Raw genomic sequence first — 16,065 nt, 5'->3', positions numbered from 1 at the left:
TTAGGAAAGAAGAATGTATCCGGAGATGTCGAATGAATGAACAACAAACGACAAACCATAAACCCCAAACACAAACAATTTAAGCTTAATCTTCACTATTACCGCAAACAGAACGTTTTGTATATTTGCACCGTTTAAAAATTTTTGACTGCCCTGCAAGCGGTCGCAAAAATTAAATTATGGCAATTTTACATAACCGCGTCTCCCAGAAGGAGTTGAAAGAACGCTTGTACCAGGAAACCGAACCCCGTACTACCATTTCTTTTTACCAGTATTTTCCCATCGCCGATCCTGAGCAATTCCGCAATGAGCTATACAAACATTTGGATGCCCTGAAAGTGTTTGGCCGCATTTATGTGGCGCATGAAGGCATCAATGCCCAGATCAGTGTACCGGAAAGCAATTTCGAAGCCTTTAAGAGCTATTTGTATTCCATAGAACCGTTGAACGGTCTGCGCCTGAATATTGCGGTAGACGATGACGGCAAATCGTTCTGGGTGCTGAAGATAAAGGTGCGCGACAAGATCGTGGCCGATGGCATTACCGACGAAACCTTCAACATGAACAACAAGGGAAAGTATGTAAATGCCGAGCAGATGAATTCCCTGCTGAACGACCCCGAGACCATCGTTGTTGACATGCGCAACCATTATGAATATGAAGTTGGTCATTTTGTAAAAGCCCTGGAAGTGCCAAGCGATACCTTCCGCGAGCAGTTACCCATGGCGGTTGACATGCTGAAAGATCAGAAAGACAAAAATATCATTATGTACTGCACGGGCGGCATCCGTTGTGAGAAAGCGAGTGCGTACATGCTGCATAACGGGTTTAAAAATGTGTTTCACCTCGAAGGCGGCATCATCAATTATGCCCAGCAGATCAGGGAAAAAGGGCTCGACAGCAAATTTATCGGGAAGAACTTTGTGTTCGATAACAGGCTGGGGGAGCGCATTACGCCCGATGTGATTGCCAAATGCCACCAGTGCGGCCAACCGGCCGATACACATGTGAATTGCGCCAATGACGGATGTCACCTGTTGTTTATTCAATGCGAAAACTGCCGCCAGCAATATGAAGGCTGCTGCAGCAAGGACTGCCAGGATTTTATTCATTTACCTGAAGAACAAAGAAAAGAACTTCGCAAAGGCATTGACAAAGGCCGGAACATTTTCAATAAATCGCGGCACAGACTCAGACCTAAATTGGGAGAGTGAGCGCATTGAATGGTGAATGGTCAATGGTGAATGGTCAATGGTGAATGGTCAATGGTGAATGGTGAATGGTGAATATCTCGCGACATTCAAAACCAATAACCAACCACCCGCCATTTCCTTCAGCCTTGAGCCTTCAGCCTTGAGCCTTTTGCCCTGAGCCTTTTGCCCTGAGCCTTCAGCCTTGAGCCTTCAGCCTTGAGCCTTTTGCCCTGAGCCTTGAGCCTTTTGCCCTGAGCCTTCAGCCTTGCGCCTTTTGCCTTTATCGTTGCCAATTGTCTACTGCTCATTGTCTGTATTTCATTATCACATCATCACATTATCACATCATCACATCATATCATCACATTGCTAATTGGCTCCTGCCCATTTCAAACAAACCGGGTTTCCCACTTCAATGCGTTTGCCGGTATCGGTCAACAGGCCGGTCTTTTTGTTGCGCCGGAAGATCACGATGTTGTCGGATTCCTGGTTAGCCACCAGTAAAAAGTTTCCGGAAGGATCGATTGTGAAATTGCGTGGCACATCGCCTTTGGTAGATTCATAACCTATGGACTTCAGCTTTCCGCTTTTGTCAATCGAAAAGATAGCGATGGTATTGGAAGGCGTGCGATTGGAGGCGTAGAGAAATTTGCCATCGGGCGAAACATGAATATCGGCCGACCATTTCTTACCGGTAAAATCGGCCGGATAGGTGGATAGCTGCTGAATCAGAGTGAGCTTGCCGTCTTTATACTGATAAGCCGATACAGCGCCGCCCATTTCCTCGATCAGGTAAGCGAATTTACCATTGGGATGAAAGGTGAAATGACGTGGTCCGTTGCCCGGCGGAACGGCCGCAAAAGGTACAGGAGCCGGTTCAGGTTTACCGCTGCCGGCATTAAAGGAATAGATCATCACCTTATCGATGCCCAGGTCGGGCACAAAAAGGTATTTATCATCGGGTGAGAAAACGGTGGAATGTACATGCGGTTTTTCCTGCCGCTCTTTATTTACGCTGCTGCCCGTATGTTGAACAGTGGTGGGCCTGCCCAGCGTTCCGTTAGCCATAATGGGCAGGGTAGAAAAACTGCCGCCGGTATAATTGGCCACGGCCACCCATTTGCCCGTTTTATTTACCGCCACATAACAAGGGTGGTCTCCGCCACTGGTTTGTTTATCGATGTATTTCAGTGAGCCATTGCTTTTATCAAACGCAAAAACCGACACACTGCCTTTGTCACTGGCATCTTCATTCACGGCATACACGAACTTTTCATCGGGCGAAAGATCGAGGTATGATGGATTGGCAGCTTTGGCGTTGCTCACAAAACTAATATCACCGGTTTCGGTATTCATTTTATAAACATATAAGCCTTCGCTTTTTCCGCGCGTGTAGGTTCCGATCAATAAATACTGGTTCATTTGGCAATCGCTGATTATAGGAAGCGCAAGCAATAAAATATTATACCATATCATTTTCATACCCGGAAGTTACGGAGGCTGGCAATTCGCACCCCACCCATGGCATGAAAATTTTTGCACTAATAAGAACAAAAACATACAACCATGCCAAACGAAAAAACAGATAAGAAGGGATTCGCATCACACGATCCGGATCAGGAGCGGGATATGGCGGCCAAGGGAGGACCTTCTACGTCGTTAGGTAAAGCAAACGATAAACACGGTGTTGCATCACCGTATAGCGAAGACCTCCAAACTCAGATGGCGGCTAAAAGTAAACATAAGAAGAACGATAAAGCCGATAAGAAACGCAAGCCATAATGTTAAGAACGAAAAAATCCCTGGTTCCAGACCAGGGATTTTTAATATACGTTAGATAAGTCAATTAACTTTTCAACCGGGCAAGTTCACCCGTTATACGGCTGGCTGTTTCTTCTTCCGAAAGGTCTTGCGGAACAAACTTCTCCCCAATAACCTTTTCATAAAGCTCAATATATCTTTTAGAAATGGTATTGATCCATTCTTCGGTCATTTCGGGAACGGTTTGCCCTTCCTTGCCCATAAAATTATTGGCAATGAGCCATTCGCGCACAAACTCCTTGCTCAGCTGCTGCTGCCGTTCACCTGATCTTTGTCTTTCTTCAAAGCCATCGGCATAAAAATAGCGGCTGCTGTCGGGTGTATGGATCTCATCCATCAGGTAAATGGTATCGCCGATCCTGCCAAATTCATATTTTGTATCTACTAATATCAATCCGCGTTTCGCGGCAATTTCTTTACCGCGGGCAAATAATTTCAGCGTATAGTCTTCAAGTATAGCCCATTCTTCGGCGGTAGCCAGGCCGGTGGCAATTATTTGTTCTTTCGAAATATCTTCATCATGTCCGGCTTCTGCCTTGGTGCTGGGCGTTATAATGGGAGATGGGAAATAATCATTTTCTTTCATGCCTTCCGGTAATGGTACGCCGCATAATTCGCGTTTACCGCTGGCGTAGGTGCGCCAGGCATGACCGGTTAAATTTCCTCGCACCACCATTTCAATTTTGAATGGTACGCATTTTTTTCCGATCGATACATTGGGTGCCGGTACCGATACTAACCAGTTGGCACAAATGTCGCGGGTCGCCTGCAGCATATATGCAGCAATCTGATTTAATACTTGTCCTTTATAAGGGATGGGGCGGGGCAATATCACATCAAAAGCCGAGATCCGGTCACTGGCAATCATTACGAGCCACTGATCGTCAATGGTATATACATCTCTAACCTTGCCTCTGTAAAAATTGGTCTGCTGCGGAAATTGTAATGATTTCATGGGCCGAAGATACCAGCGATGTGGAAAATCATGAAAAAAAAGAATTCCCGAAATATCAACAAAATCAACAAGATGTGATTAAATAAAATTTTCTGTTGAAAATTACAAGTCGTATTTTGCTCAATAACCATAAAAACTCCATGCTATGAGTAAATGCCCTCGTTGCCTGGCAGCTTTATCCTTGCTCTTTTTATTTACGATTGCTGCCAATGCTCAAACCACTGTTATTTCGGGCACTGTCCGGAATAATACAAACAAAGAATCCGTTCCCTTCGTTACCGTATCAATCAAAGGCACCAGTGCCGGAACCTTTACCGACGAAAGAGGTAATTTCAAGCTTAGTACTTCACACGCACTTCCCCTCACACTCGTATTCTCATCCGTAGGTTTTGTTTCAAAGGAAGTAGCTGTATCCAGTGCGGGAAATATCGATGTAGACCTGGAGCCTGGTAGTAGTCTGGGTACTGAAGTGGTCATTTCTGCCAGCCGCGTGGCCGAACGCATTCTTGAATCGCCCGTGTCTATCGAACGCATGAACGTAGGCGCCATAAGGGCGGCGGCGGCTCCCAATTATTATGATCAGGTTGCCAACCTGAAAGGTGTAGACCTTACCACATCCAGCCTTACTTTCCGAACCATCAGTACGCGCGGTTTTAACGGCAGCGGAAACCTGCGGTTCAACCAATTGGTAGATGGTATGGATAACCAGGCGCCCGGTTTGAATTTCAGCGTAGGCAATATCATAGGGCTTACCGAGCTGGACGTTGACAACGTAGAACTGTTGCAGGGCGCTTCTTCGGCGCTGTATGGTTCCGGCGGAATGAATGGTACGCTGCTGATGACCAGCAAGAGCCCATGGAAGAACCAGGGATTAAGCTTCCAGGTAAAACACGGGTATATGCACTTCGACGATCCCGCTCAGGACAATGCCACACCGTATTACGACTGGTCGCTCCGCTACGCCAAAAAGATCTCTGAGCGGTTTGCTTTCAGAATTTCAGGTCAGTTCATAAAAGCCGATGACTGGCAGGCTACCGACTACCGGAACCTGCAACGCAATAACGTGTTCAGTTCGTTAAAAGATGGCGACCGTACTTCTGATCCCAATTATGATGGCGTAAATGTGTTTGGTGATGAAGCCAGCGCCAGCATGAATGCATTTGCACAGGTAGTACGGTCTCAGGTAGCTGCCAATCCATCTGCAGCGCCCGCCCTGGCAGGGCTCGACGCTATGATCGCCGGCGGTATGACGCCCCAGCAAATTGCTACTACGTGGCAGGGAAATCCCCTTTTGGCGCCTTTGGCGCAATACCTCCCATTCCTGATACCGACCAGCGGCGTGGCCAATAACCCTTACAGGGGTACCTTTGGTGCACAGACCGTCAGCCGTACGGGATATGAAGAGAACACCCTGGTTGATTATGACACTTACAACGTAAAAGTATCAGGCGCGCTGCACTTTAAAGTAACCGAAAATATAGAAGCCATTTTGATGGGTAACTGGGGAACCGGCACCACCGTATACACCGGGGCCGACCGCTACAGCATCAAGAACCTTAAAATGGGCCAGTATAAACTGGAAGTTAAAGGGAAGAACTGGTTCGTAAGGGGCTATACCATTCAGGAGAATTCCGGCGATGCCTATACGGCTACCACAGCTGCTGTAGCTATTAACAGGGAATGGAAATCGGATGCCACCTGGTTCCAGCAATATTCAGCTGTTTATGGGGCAGCCCGGTTAGGGATCTTGCCCAATACCGGTGGAGCAGTAATTCCCAATGCAACGGCCCACGGCCTGGCCAGAGGTTATGCGGATTCGGGGCGATATGTACCAGGAACGCCTGAATTCAAAGCAGCATTTGATAATGCAGTGAATAAGTCCATCAGTAAAGGCGGCGCTAAATTTGAGGATGCTTCCGATATGTATCATGTTGAAGGACAGTATAATTTTTCCGACGACATAAAATTTGCTGAAGTATTGGTAGGCGCCAGCTTCCGCCGCTATGTGTTGAATTCGGCCGGAACCATTTTTGCCGACACTACCGGCTCTATAGGTATTAATGAAATGGGAGGGTATGCGCAGGTATCAAAATGGGTAATCGATGATCGCCTTAAATTAACCGTATCGGGCCGCTACGACAAAAACGAAAACTTCGACGGCCGCTTTACACCACGGGCAACCGCATTGATAAAAGTGGCAAAAGACAACAGCTTCCGTTTATCGTATCAGCAGGCCTATCGTTTTCCTTCCACCCAGGACCAATGGATAAACCTCCGTACGCCCGCAAGTGTATTAATAGGCGGTTTGCCCGACTTTTTTACGTATTACAATTTCGGGAACAGTCCGGCCTATACTGCCGAAAGTATAACCAAATACAGGACCACTGGCAATCAGAATGACCTGGAGGTCGCTGAATTTGGAACGCTGAAGCCTGAGATCGCCAATTCGTATGAGATCGGTTACCGCGGTTTGCTTACACCAAGCCTGTTGGTTGATGCATATGGTTATTACAGCCGGTACCAGGACTTTTTAGGCCGTAAGGCTGTGGGAAGATCTGTAGGAGGCAGCGTAAATAAACAAATGTTGTTAAGTCCGTTTACGACCGATAACTACTCGTTTATCTTCAACTCTGAAAATGTGGTAAAAGCCATAGGCTGGGGGGTAAGTGTAAATTATAATTTTAAGAAAGGATATCAGTTTGGCATAAACGTTTCGGGCGATCAGCTGCAGGATGTAGATTCAGGGCTCGTTACTTTCTTCAATACACCCAAGCTGCGTTTCAACGTTACCCTGGGTAATGAAAAACTGAATGGCAGCAACTGGGGCTTTAATATACTGTATCGCTGGCAGGATAATATGCTGTGGGAAGGAACCTTTGGTACCGGTGATGTTGATTCGTTCGGTTCACTGGATGCACAGATCAGCTATCGTTTGCCAAAGATCAAAAGTCTGATCAAACTCGGCGCTACCAATCTGCTGAATAACTATTATACAAGTGCTTTTGGTAATCCCAGTGTAGGCGGTTTGTACTATGTGAGTTTCGGCTATAATGTGTTTTGATAAATAAGAGCTTGTTTAAAGTGTGGCACACCTCGAAGGTGTGCCACACTTACTTTAGGCTCCTCAGCTTTTCAGCATGATCTCCTTCACCTGCTTTACGCAGTCCAGGTGCTGGGCTGTAAACCCATCCTGCCAGGCAATCCCCATTTGCTTAAGGTCGAAATGATGTAAGATGGTGGCGATATTGCCTAACTGACGGTTCTCTTCCTGTTTGTACCCCAGAATATAAATAGAATCGGCCAGCTCTACCGCCAGTTCAATATCGTGCGTACTGAACATGATCGTGTTCAGTTCATGACTTTCATTAATGAGTTGAAATGCTTTTTTTACGCTCATGATATTCCCGATATCCAAACCAGAGAACGGTTCATCGAGCACCATATACTGTCCTGAGCTCAGCAGCTGCTCCAATATAGCCGTCCGCTGCCGCTGACCACCCGATAAAAAATTCGGATACTGGTCTTTACACGTCTCCAGACCCCAGTCTTTTATGTAATGCATGATCTTGTCATGTTTTTCTTCTTTCGACAAAGTGGTTTTGCGCAAGGCAAACAGCAGGGTATTGTAAACGGTTTTATGCCTGAACAGGGTGTATTTCTGGTTTACAAAACCTACGTCGCCTTCCTGTACCTGTTTGGCAGGTTGCTGTCCGTTATTAATGGGTTTACTCAGATCAGGGATCAAGACGCGGCCGGTAGTGGGTTTTTCCAAACCGGTGAGCGCACGGAACAGGGTACTTTTTCCACGGCCCGACCGCCCCAGGAAAGCAATGATCTGTCCCTGTTGCCGATTGGCGCGTACGGTATCTTTTTCGGTAATATTTATGTCGCGGATGATCGTTCTGTCGCCATAGGAAACACTCAGGTTCTCTACATGCAGAATGACGCCTTTTTGTTCATAGGCTTGGGTGGCGGTTTCCATATCAGAAGGTTGAATACTTGAATAAAGATTTACGGGTTGCGCGAAGGAACCAGTCGAGTAACAGGCCCACCAGCAGGATCACGAGCTGTAATGCTACGATGCGGCCATGGTTCATGAATTTGTCACTGTTCTTGATCAGCACGCCGAGTCCGCCGGCAGCCACTAATATCGATTCAACGGTTACGAGCATCATCCAGGTCATGGCCAGGTTCTGGCGCAATACATCGATCACATAATCCAGGCGTCCTTTAATGATCACCTCCCACAATACCTCCCAACGGGTGCATTTAAGCGATCGCGCATGATCAATTTCATCAACGGGCACGTCTTTCAAAACTGCCAACAAAGACGTAATAAAGTACAGGCTCATGAAGATCACCAGTACGCTTATCTGCATCGTACGTGCACTGCTCACGAGCATCGCCAGGTAAAAAGTAATACCGGTAAGCGGCAGGTACCTTAATTTACTCAACGTATTCGCCAGTGGTTGTAAAAAGGGCAGGGGAGAAATATAAACGAGTATTAAAGACACCAGTATGGAATATATAGTGGCTTGCAGGCAAAGCGCCAGTGAGCTGCCTACATGAACTACCAGGCCTTCCTGGTAAAGAGAAACAAAACCATCCCATACCTGTGCGGGCGTAGGGAACAGATGTTTGCTGCCTGAGGTAGAAAAGATCCAGTAGGTTATAAGCAGCACTATCCATACCGCGAAAATGATGTACCGCTCTTTATGAGCGATCGTTTCAAACGGCCTGAACCAGCTTTTAAGTTTCATAAGATATTTTTGGTGAGAAGGGGCCTATGAAAAAAGGGTGGGCCGCAACCCACCCTTATACATAATCAAGTTTATTTAAGCAGTGCGATCACCACCCTGCGGTTCTTAGCTTTACCGGCAGCTGTGGTATTGTCGGCAACAGGCTCATCCTGGCCTTTACCATCAATTTTTTGAAAGCGGCTGGATGGGATCCCTTTTTGGATCAGGAAATTCTTTACAGCTTCAGCACGGGCAGTTGATAAGGCGTAATTGCCGTCCTGTGTGCCGGTGTTATCCGTGTGACCTACCAGTTCCAGCTTAGAATCTTCCGCCTGTACCAGCAGGTTATAGATCTGTTCCAGCACATCTTTTGCTTCCGGGCGGATGGTTGCTCTTCCTGATTCGAAATTGATGCGCCACTCACCGGAGGCCATTACACTGGTAGCTTTTTTAGTGTAGTCGGCGGTATAGGTAGCACCTGCATCAATATTGGTAATGCCTTTCAGGTAAGAAATGTTCACCGCCTCGTCATAAGGCACTATACGCTTTACATTCTGGTTAAAACCGCCGGGGTTCAGTTCTTTCAGGTAACGCGACACCTGGTCGTAAACGGCTTTATAGCGGTTTACACCATCGGTGGTACCGAAATACTGGTTACAATCGGCCAGGTTGAAAACGCGCGAACCTCCCATGTTATAGGAAATGCCGCCTTTTTCTCCCTGCTGGCCTTTGAACATATTATACCAGTAATCACCATTTTCCTGTTTGAAATTCGCAGCGGCAGTTTCGGCTGCTTTTTTACGCCAGCTGTCGTATTGTTTCATCTGGTTGGTGGCCAGGAAAGTAGCTTTAAAGAGATCGGCTACAAGCGATTTATTGGCATCTGCCCACTGTTTCAGGCCGATCACCGTCGTCGGCATCTGGTTGTTGAACTCCTTGGTAGAAACAACATCGGTAAAACCGTTGAGGGCATCGAATACCATTTTATCGCCAGGTGTCCAGGTAGCGCAGCCATCAATTTTTTTGTTGATGGTTTTGCCGGTGAGTTTACCGCTTTTCACTTCTTTGAGGGGAACGGTATAATCCTGCGTTTGCGATTTAATGAGCGCTTTTGACGCTTCAATGTAATCGTCGTTTTCAGCAGCTACAAAGTTCACCGCTTCCGCGTCATAGGTGGCGGGGTCCGGATTAACTTTCAGACCATTGGCAAAAGCATAGTTTACAGCTACTACCCAGTCGCCATCACCAATTACGGTTGAAATAAGAGCGCCCTTCATTGACTGGGGGTTCATTTTCCAACTGGGCGGGCCGATCACTTTGTCTTCACCGTAACTTAAACCGATAGCACCCAGTACCTGCAACTGGTATTTGCCGGCGCCGTATTTATCATCGAGTGCCTGTTGGGCAGAACTGATATAGAACGGAGCGCCATCACCCATGATCATGATAGCGGCAACGCCTTCTTTTGGTGTATTATTTCCTTTGTCGAACTCTTCAATGAATTTCATTTGCTGGTTGCGCAATTCAGACAACCAGTCCTGGCGGATCAGTTCGAGATTGATACCGTTTTTCTCCATCAGCGAACCCCTGGTGGTTTTGGAACCGCCATTGGCTACAATGATACCAGACTGTGCATTCCAGGCATAACCGGCTATACGGATCAGTGGTTTTGATGCTATTGCCGAAGAAGGTTCTGCTTCAGGCAGCGGCAATTCAGCTGATGTAACTACGTTGTTCACGTCTTTGTCAGAAACATCCAGTTTGCCAAGCGATTTTGATTCGTCTACACGCAAGCCTGGGCTCAAAAAGTAAACAGCGCTACCTATAGCGCCGGCTACTACTAATGTGATCAGGGCCTTTGAAAAAAAGGTTAGGTTAGACCATTTCATGTGTTGTTCAGGTGTTGGTTAAATTAATTGAAAATATCCCCGAAGCCTTTGCTTTCCATCTTATCTTCCTGGGATAATTTATAATTGGGGTTAGCGTATTTTTTTGATTCAGGAATAGTATAGTTGTCGGTCTTGATCTGATCGGCCAGTTTATCGAGCTTGGAATACAGTTCGTCGCTATCCATTGAGTACTGGCTGGTAAGGGAGTCAAGATCGAGCAGGTTCTCCTTGGTGGTGGCCAGGTCGAGCTCGATGGTATTGGTAACAACATCCAGCGCATATTCCAGTTCCCAGCCCTTGGTGAACAGCATGGCAGATTTCGCCTGCTCGGTAGCATCCTTGGCCGCCTGGGCAAAAGCGTATTCTTTCTTAAGCATGTCAATGCTCACCTCAAAATCGGCGATCTTTATTTCCATGGCGGTATCAACCATATTCAGCTTACGGTCTAACTTACCGATCACATGTGCCCGGCTGCCATATTTCCGTACCAGTCCGGTGCTTTGATTCAACATATGGCTCACCCGCTGCGCTTCACTCAGCGTTTTCATGATGTTCGTTTGCAGTTCCACGTATTCATCCGAATCTTTGGCGGCTGCACCCATCCGGCCTTCCATTTCCTGCATTTTATTCTTTGTGCCTTCTGCTTTCGATTGTAAAGCCAACACTTTTTCCTGGTATTCTTTCGCTTCTTTTTCGGCTTTTATCGATTCGTTTTCCATATTCGATTTAATAGCCTTGATCTTGGCCTTCGCTTCTTTGAACTGCACCCGGTTGTTGATCATTTTCTCTTTTTGTTCTTCCAGTTCACCAAAGGGATCGTATTTGATGAGCATTTTATGAAGAGTTCTGGCCAGCCGTTTCAGCGCTTTAACGATCACCGGCAACAGAATAAAAAATGCGATCACCAATACAGCAGCTGCAATGGCGCCCAATGCCTGGCCTACCCAGGTAAATACGATGGGCAGAATAAATTTATATAACCCCCAGGCAATAGTGCCAAGCAATACCAGGGCTATTACAGTGGCAATCCCTTTTTCTCCTTTACGCCAGTTTTTAGGGTTGAAAGTGATCTGGCTTTTTTCAAAATGCTTGAGGATAGGCAGCTCAAGCACCTTATTGGATTCGGTAGACATTCGTGTTGGTTTAAGAGTTTATTAGGCTTTAATGTATTTCAGGATCCCTTCTTTGATGATATTGAGCTTGTCGATGCTTACTTTCCGGGCCATATCGTTGGCCATTAATTTTTCGCGGATCGTTTTCTCCTGGGGATAGAAACTTTCATCTGTTTTGGTGAGCGCAGTTTTCTTTTGATTGAGCTCTGTTTCCAACTGCTGCAATTCGGCCGTGAGTTGTGAAAGACGGGTAGAACCGGCATCTATTTCACGCTGCAGTTTATCTTTATCGGCACTCTTTTTTTCCTGCAGGGAATTTAGTTTTTGGTTTCCCTGCGTAACATACTGCCCGTGCACCTCATTTATTTTGCTTATATAGAACTCGGCATCGGTCATCAGCTTTTGAGGCGTAATGGTTTTGTCGAGCGACTTAGCCATTTGATAAGCCAGCTGATAGGTATTTTCGTTGGCCTGTCCTATGCTGGTGATCGCTTTATAAAACTCATAGAAATCGTACCCGGGCATGTTAATGGAATCAAGGCCCGACTCATACACATCAAGCACTTCCTGTACAGAAGGATCAATAGAAGATGGAGGAGGTGTAGCAGCTCCCGACACTGAACTGGCGTTAAACGAAGAAGTATCCGTAACGGGAAATGAAAAAGATTCTGTGGTAGTATCTTTTTTAGGGGAATCTTTTTTTTCATTTTCGGATCCGGTCTCTTTTACAAACAGGCTTTTCCAGTTTTTAATCATGGATGATAAGGGTTTACTTAAGGTCTCTTAAAAGAGATTAAAATGTATTTCTACAATTAATCCCAAGGTTTATAGAATAACAAGCTGTATAATAAATACGGGTATTTATCAACAACTTCTTTTTTCCTGATTAAATGCCTTTCTGGTTATGTAGATGCAATGGTAAACTCTACAAATATACACATGCGTATTCAAAACGCACTGGATTAGGCTTTATTGTAATATCACCTGACCTAATGTTGTTTTGATATTACTGATAATAATAAAGTGATTCTGTGACCGGCTACATTTCTTACAGATCGCCGACAGCTATAGGTAGTTAAGCATTATAAAATGTTACAAAAACTGAAGATGAATATTTGAATTTATTTAAGTGTATTAATTATAACATCATCACATCATCACATTATCACATTATCACATTAGCTTTCCATACTCGCCGCTATCAGTTCAGCAACATCAAACACTTTTACCGACTCTTCCTGCTCTTTTTGCTTCACGCCATCGGTGAGCATGGTATTGCAAAACGGACAGGCGGCAGCTACGATCTGTGCCTTTGTTTCCAGCGCTTCCTGTATACGTTCCTGGTTGATGCGCAGATTGCCTTTTTCTTCTTCTTTGAACATTTGCGCGCCACCTGCTCCGCAACACAGTCCCTTACTGCGGCAGCGTTTCATTTCTACCAGTTCAGCATCCAGCGCTTCCAGTACTTTGCGGGGCGCTTCATAAATATCATTGGCCCGCCCCAGGTAACAACTATCATGGTAGGTAATACGCTTGCCTTTGAAAGAACCGCCTTCTTTTAAGATGATCCTGCCCTCATCGATCAACTGCTGTAAAAAGGTAGTGTGGTGGATCACTTCGTAATTACCACCCAGCTCAGGGTATTCGTTTTTAAGGATGTTAAAACAGTGCGGACAGGCCGTTACAATTTTTTTGATACCGTAACCATTCAGTATTTGAATGTTCTGATAAGCCATCATCTGGAACATGAATTCATTGCCGGCCCGGCGGGCTGGGTCACCCGTACAGCATTCTTCTTTACCCAGCACGGCAAAATTGATCCCCACTTTTGTGAGTATGGTAGCGAAGGCCTTCGTGATCTTTTGCGCCCGCTGATCGAAACTTCCTGAACAGCCAACCCAAAAAAGTATATCCGGCGGCGTGCCGGCGGCGATCATTTCAGCAACAGTGCGTACTTGCATGTGGTATACCGGTTTATGTGCCTCAAATATAAGGGAAAGGCCGGCTAATTCATACATATTGACCACCTGTGTATTTGCCCATCCTTTTGCGGGCTAAACGGTTAATTTTGATAACTTCAATTAGAACAACTACATCATCATGAGAAAAAAACTATGTATTCTTTTTTGCTGTACCTGCGTGTCTGTACTTTCCCTGCAGGCGCAGAAAAAGGCCGAAGCAGGCCCACAGCCGCCAAAAGCGGAGAAACCTGGCGAAAAGGATCACACGGTGCGGCTGGCATTGGACAGCAGTGTGACCACCTCCAATACGATTACCATAAAGGGCCAGCGTGTGCCCTATACTGCAACGGCCGGTTCCCTGCCGGTATGGGATGAACAGGGCAAACCGCTCGCCGGCGTGTTCTATACGTATTACGAACGAAGCGATGTAAGAGACCTGAGTACCCGCCCGCTGGTGATCTCGTTCAACGGAGGACCCGGTACTTCTTCTGTATGGATGGAGATCGGTTACACCGGCCCTCGTATGCTGAAGATCGATGACGAAGGTTATCCCATACAACCGTACGGATTAAGGGATAATCCACATTCCATACTCGATGTGGCCGATATCGTTTATGTTGACCCGGTGAACACTGGCTTTTCACGCCCTGCTGATGCAGCTATTCCGGGTTCAACCTTTTTTGGAGTGAACGCCGATATCAAATACCTCGCCGGCTGGATCAATACTTTTGTAAGCCGCTACAAACGCTGGGCTTCGCCTAAATTCCTGATCGGCGAAAGTTATGGCACCACGCGGGTAAGCGGACTGGCACTGGAACTGCAGAATAACCAATGGATGTACCTGAACGGGGTGATATTGGTTTCGCCAACAAACCTTGGTATTGAACGTACCGGCCCGGTAGATATAGCCTTGCGCCTGCCTTATTATGCCGCCACCGCCTGGTATCATAAGAAACTCCCCGCCGACCTGCAAAGCAAAGACCTCACCGCCATGCTGCCCGAAGTAGAAACGTTTACGGTTAATGAGCTGATCCCTGCACTGGCAAAAGGGGGCAGTCTGGCTGATGCCGACAGAAACGCCATTGCCGCTAAAATGGCACGGTATGCGGGAGTGTCCCAACAATTCATTATGCAGAACAATCTCGAGATAGCCCCCTCCGCATTCTGGAAAGAGTTGCTGCGCGACAAAGGGTACACCGTAGGCCGGCTCGACAGCCGTTACCTGGGCATTGATAAAAAAGATGCCGGTACAGCGCCCGATTATAACGCGGAGCTTAGCCACTGGCTGCATGCATTTACACCGGCGATCAATATGTACCTGCGCGATGAGCTGCGGTATAAAACCGATCTGAAGTATTATATGTTCGGCCCTGTTCGCCCGTGGGACCGCTCTAATGACCTCACCGGGGAGAACCTGCGCCAGGCGATGGCCATGAATCCTTTTTTGCATGTATTTGTACAGTCGGGCTATTATGACGGGGCCTGTGATTATTTCAATGCGAAATACAACCTGTGGCAGATAGATGCAGGGGGTAAATTAAAAGGACGCCTGTCATGGGAAGGCTATCGTAGCGGACACATGATGTACCTGCGCAAAGAAGACCTGGCTACGGCCAATCAGCATTTGCGGGACTTTATTTTAAAAGCGATCCCCGGCGACAAACCGGCGAAATACTAAAATGCTAATGTGATAATGTGATGATGTGATAATGTGATGATGTGATAATGTGATAATGTGATAATGTGATAATGTGATAATGCAATAACTGGTAGTAAATGGTGAGTAGGGCTTAGGGATCCTGCTTGCCATTTACTACCAGCTACTAGTTGATGGAGATTGTCTGTCATTTGGAACGCTATGAAGTTTTCAACTTTACACCGTGCACGGAAATTAATTTCTTCTTCATTTTTTCAACCCCTTTAGGTACACTCTTCCTCGCATCACTCAAAATAACATCGCGGTTGGGGTTAAGGGTGATCGTTGCGTACTTTTCAGACCATAATCCAATGCTCAGGATGATGGGCAGCAGGTCGATCCCTTTTTCTGTCAGACTGTAAATGATCTTCTGCTTGTGCTGGCTGTCTTTTTCTTTACGGATGATCTTTTCTTTTTCCAGCATCGCCAGCCGGTCGGCCAGCATATTGGTGGCAATGCCTTCGGCCGACTGTAAGAATTCGTTATAATACCGCTTGCCGAAGAACATGAGGTCGCGGATGATAAGCAGGGTCCACTTATCACCGAAGATCTCTATACCATAATTCAATGGGCAATCAGACCGCATACTGTTAAATTTAAAACCACTTGCAAATATAAAGCAGTTTGCCGTATCTTTGCCACTGCTTGCAATTTGCAAGTAGATGGCGAAAACGCAAAACGCGAAACGCTGAACGCAAA

Annotated in this window: 13 protein-coding genes; 4 read left to right on the top strand and 9 right to left on the bottom strand. The window is 46.4% G+C overall.

Annotated features, from left to right (window positions below; all coding sequences use genetic code 11):
• The first annotated feature begins 179 nt into the window (after positions 1-179).
• Positions 180-1,214 (top strand): oxygen-dependent tRNA uridine(34) hydroxylase TrhO, encoded by a 1,035-nt coding sequence (gene trhO / locus JUB15_RS13765; protein WP_207513071.1) that lies wholly within the window; start codon positions 180-182, stop codon positions 1,212-1,214.
• Positions 1,215-1,562: 348 nt separating this feature from the next.
• Here trhO and JUB15_RS13760 read toward each other — a convergent pair whose 3' ends face one another.
• A complete protein-coding gene (locus tag JUB15_RS13760) occupies positions 1,563-2,675 on the bottom strand; it encodes a lactonase family protein (RefSeq protein WP_207513070.1) in 1,113 nt (370 codons plus the stop codon).
• Between the two features lie 84 nt (positions 2,676-2,759).
• On the opposite strand from JUB15_RS13760, the gene JUB15_RS13755 reads away from it, so the two are divergent.
• A complete protein-coding gene (locus tag JUB15_RS13755) occupies positions 2,760-2,975 on the top strand; it encodes a hypothetical protein (RefSeq protein ID WP_207513069.1) in 216 nt (71 codons plus the stop codon).
• 64 nt (positions 2,976-3,039) lie between these two features.
• On the opposite strand, the gene JUB15_RS13750 is transcribed toward JUB15_RS13755, so the two are convergent.
• Positions 3,040-3,969 carry a phosphoribosylaminoimidazolesuccinocarboxamide synthase gene (locus JUB15_RS13750; protein ID WP_207513068.1) on the bottom strand — a complete coding sequence of 310 codons (930 nt, stop codon included), beginning with the start codon at positions 3,967-3,969 and terminating at the stop codon, positions 3,040-3,042.
• A gap of 145 nt (positions 3,970-4,114) precedes the next feature.
• Here JUB15_RS13750 and JUB15_RS13745 point away from each other — a divergent pair, with 145 nt between their 5' ends.
• Positions 4,115-7,030, top strand: coding sequence for a TonB-dependent receptor (locus JUB15_RS13745; protein ID WP_207513067.1), 2,916 nt, complete (start codon positions 4,115-4,117; stop codon positions 7,028-7,030).
• A gap of 63 nt (positions 7,031-7,093) precedes the next feature.
• On the opposite strand, the gene JUB15_RS13740 is transcribed toward JUB15_RS13745, so the two are convergent.
• From JUB15_RS13740 to JUB15_RS13715, 6 genes are all read right to left on the bottom strand, one after another.
• Entirely contained in the window at positions 7,094-7,951 is an 858-nt protein-coding gene (locus JUB15_RS13740; protein ID WP_207513066.1) for an ATP-binding cassette domain-containing protein, read from the bottom strand.
• 1 nt (position 7,952) lies between these two features.
• The gene (locus tag JUB15_RS13735) at positions 7,953-8,729 is read right to left on the bottom strand and encodes an ABC transporter permease (RefSeq protein WP_207513065.1); all 777 of its coding nucleotides are present in this window, start codon (positions 8,727-8,729) and stop codon (positions 7,953-7,955) included.
• Positions 8,730-8,800: 71 nt separating this feature from the next.
• On the bottom strand, positions 8,801-10,597 hold the full coding sequence (locus tag JUB15_RS13730) for an OmpA family protein (RefSeq protein WP_207513064.1): 1,797 nt from the start codon (positions 10,595-10,597) through the stop codon (positions 8,801-8,803).
• Positions 10,598-10,620: 23 nt separating this feature from the next.
• A complete protein-coding gene (locus tag JUB15_RS13725) occupies positions 10,621-11,730 on the bottom strand; it encodes a hypothetical protein (protein ID WP_207513063.1) in 1,110 nt (369 codons plus the stop codon).
• A gap of 21 nt (positions 11,731-11,751) precedes the next feature.
• Positions 11,752-12,465: a hypothetical protein gene (locus JUB15_RS13720; protein WP_207513062.1), complete on the bottom strand. Its 714-nt coding sequence runs from the start codon at positions 12,463-12,465 to the stop codon at positions 11,752-11,754.
• Between the two features lie 422 nt (positions 12,466-12,887).
• A complete protein-coding gene (locus JUB15_RS13715; protein WP_207513061.1) occupies positions 12,888-13,670 on the bottom strand; it encodes a (Fe-S)-binding protein in 783 nt (260 codons plus the stop codon).
• A 139-nt stretch (positions 13,671-13,809) separates the two neighbouring features.
• Between JUB15_RS13715 and JUB15_RS13710 the strand changes: the two genes are divergently transcribed.
• On the top strand, positions 13,810-15,348 hold the full coding sequence (locus JUB15_RS13710) for a S10 family peptidase (RefSeq protein WP_207513060.1): 1,539 nt from the start codon (positions 13,810-13,812) through the stop codon (positions 15,346-15,348).
• A 178-nt stretch (positions 15,349-15,526) separates the two neighbouring features.
• Here the strand turns inward: JUB15_RS13710 and JUB15_RS13705 are convergent, their stop codons facing one another.
• Entirely contained in the window at positions 15,527-15,952 is a 426-nt protein-coding gene (locus JUB15_RS13705; protein ID WP_242696335.1) for a winged helix-turn-helix transcriptional regulator, read from the bottom strand.
• Positions 15,953-16,065 lie beyond the last annotated feature (113 nt).

The organism is Longitalea luteola (genome assembly GCF_017356035.1).
Lineage (GTDB): Bacteria > Bacteroidota > Bacteroidia > Chitinophagales > Chitinophagaceae > Niastella > Niastella luteola.
This window is presented reverse-complemented; position numbering and strand designations above follow the sequence as displayed.

Excerpts from the sequence above, each read along its gene's own strand:
- trhO (WP_207513071.1), top strand. The coding sequence starts at position 180 with ATGGCAATTTTACATAACCGCGTCTCCCAGAAGGAGTTGAAAGAACGC.
- JUB15_RS13760 (WP_207513070.1), bottom strand. The coding sequence starts at position 2,675 with ATGAAAATGATATGGTATAATATTTTATTGCTTGCGCTTCCTATAATC.
- JUB15_RS13755 (WP_207513069.1), top strand. The coding sequence starts at position 2,760 with ATGCCAAACGAAAAAACAGATAAGAAGGGATTCGCATCACACGATCCG.
- JUB15_RS13750 (WP_207513068.1), bottom strand. The coding sequence starts at position 3,969 with ATGAAATCATTACAATTTCCGCAGCAGACCAATTTTTACAGAGGCAAG.
- JUB15_RS13745 (WP_207513067.1), top strand. The coding sequence starts at position 4,115 with ATGAGTAAATGCCCTCGTTGCCTGGCAGCTTTATCCTTGCTCTTTTTA.
- JUB15_RS13740 (WP_207513066.1), bottom strand. The coding sequence starts at position 7,951 with ATGGAAACCGCCACCCAAGCCTATGAACAAAAAGGCGTCATTCTGCAT.
- JUB15_RS13735 (WP_207513065.1), bottom strand. The coding sequence starts at position 8,729 with ATGAAACTTAAAAGCTGGTTCAGGCCGTTTGAAACGATCGCTCATAAA.
- JUB15_RS13730 (WP_207513064.1), bottom strand. The coding sequence starts at position 10,597 with ATGAAATGGTCTAACCTAACCTTTTTTTCAAAGGCCCTGATCACATTA.
- JUB15_RS13725 (WP_207513063.1), bottom strand. The coding sequence starts at position 11,730 with ATGTCTACCGAATCCAATAAGGTGCTTGAGCTGCCTATCCTCAAGCAT.
- JUB15_RS13720 (WP_207513062.1), bottom strand. The coding sequence starts at position 12,465 with ATGATTAAAAACTGGAAAAGCCTGTTTGTAAAAGAGACCGGATCCGAA.
- JUB15_RS13715 (WP_207513061.1), bottom strand. The coding sequence starts at position 13,670 with ATGCAAGTACGCACTGTTGCTGAAATGATCGCCGCCGGCACGCCGCCG.
- JUB15_RS13710 (WP_207513060.1), top strand. The coding sequence starts at position 13,810 with ATGAGAAAAAAACTATGTATTCTTTTTTGCTGTACCTGCGTGTCTGTA.
- JUB15_RS13705 (WP_242696335.1), bottom strand. The coding sequence starts at position 15,952 with ATGCGGTCTGATTGCCCATTGAATTATGGTATAGAGATCTTCGGTGAT.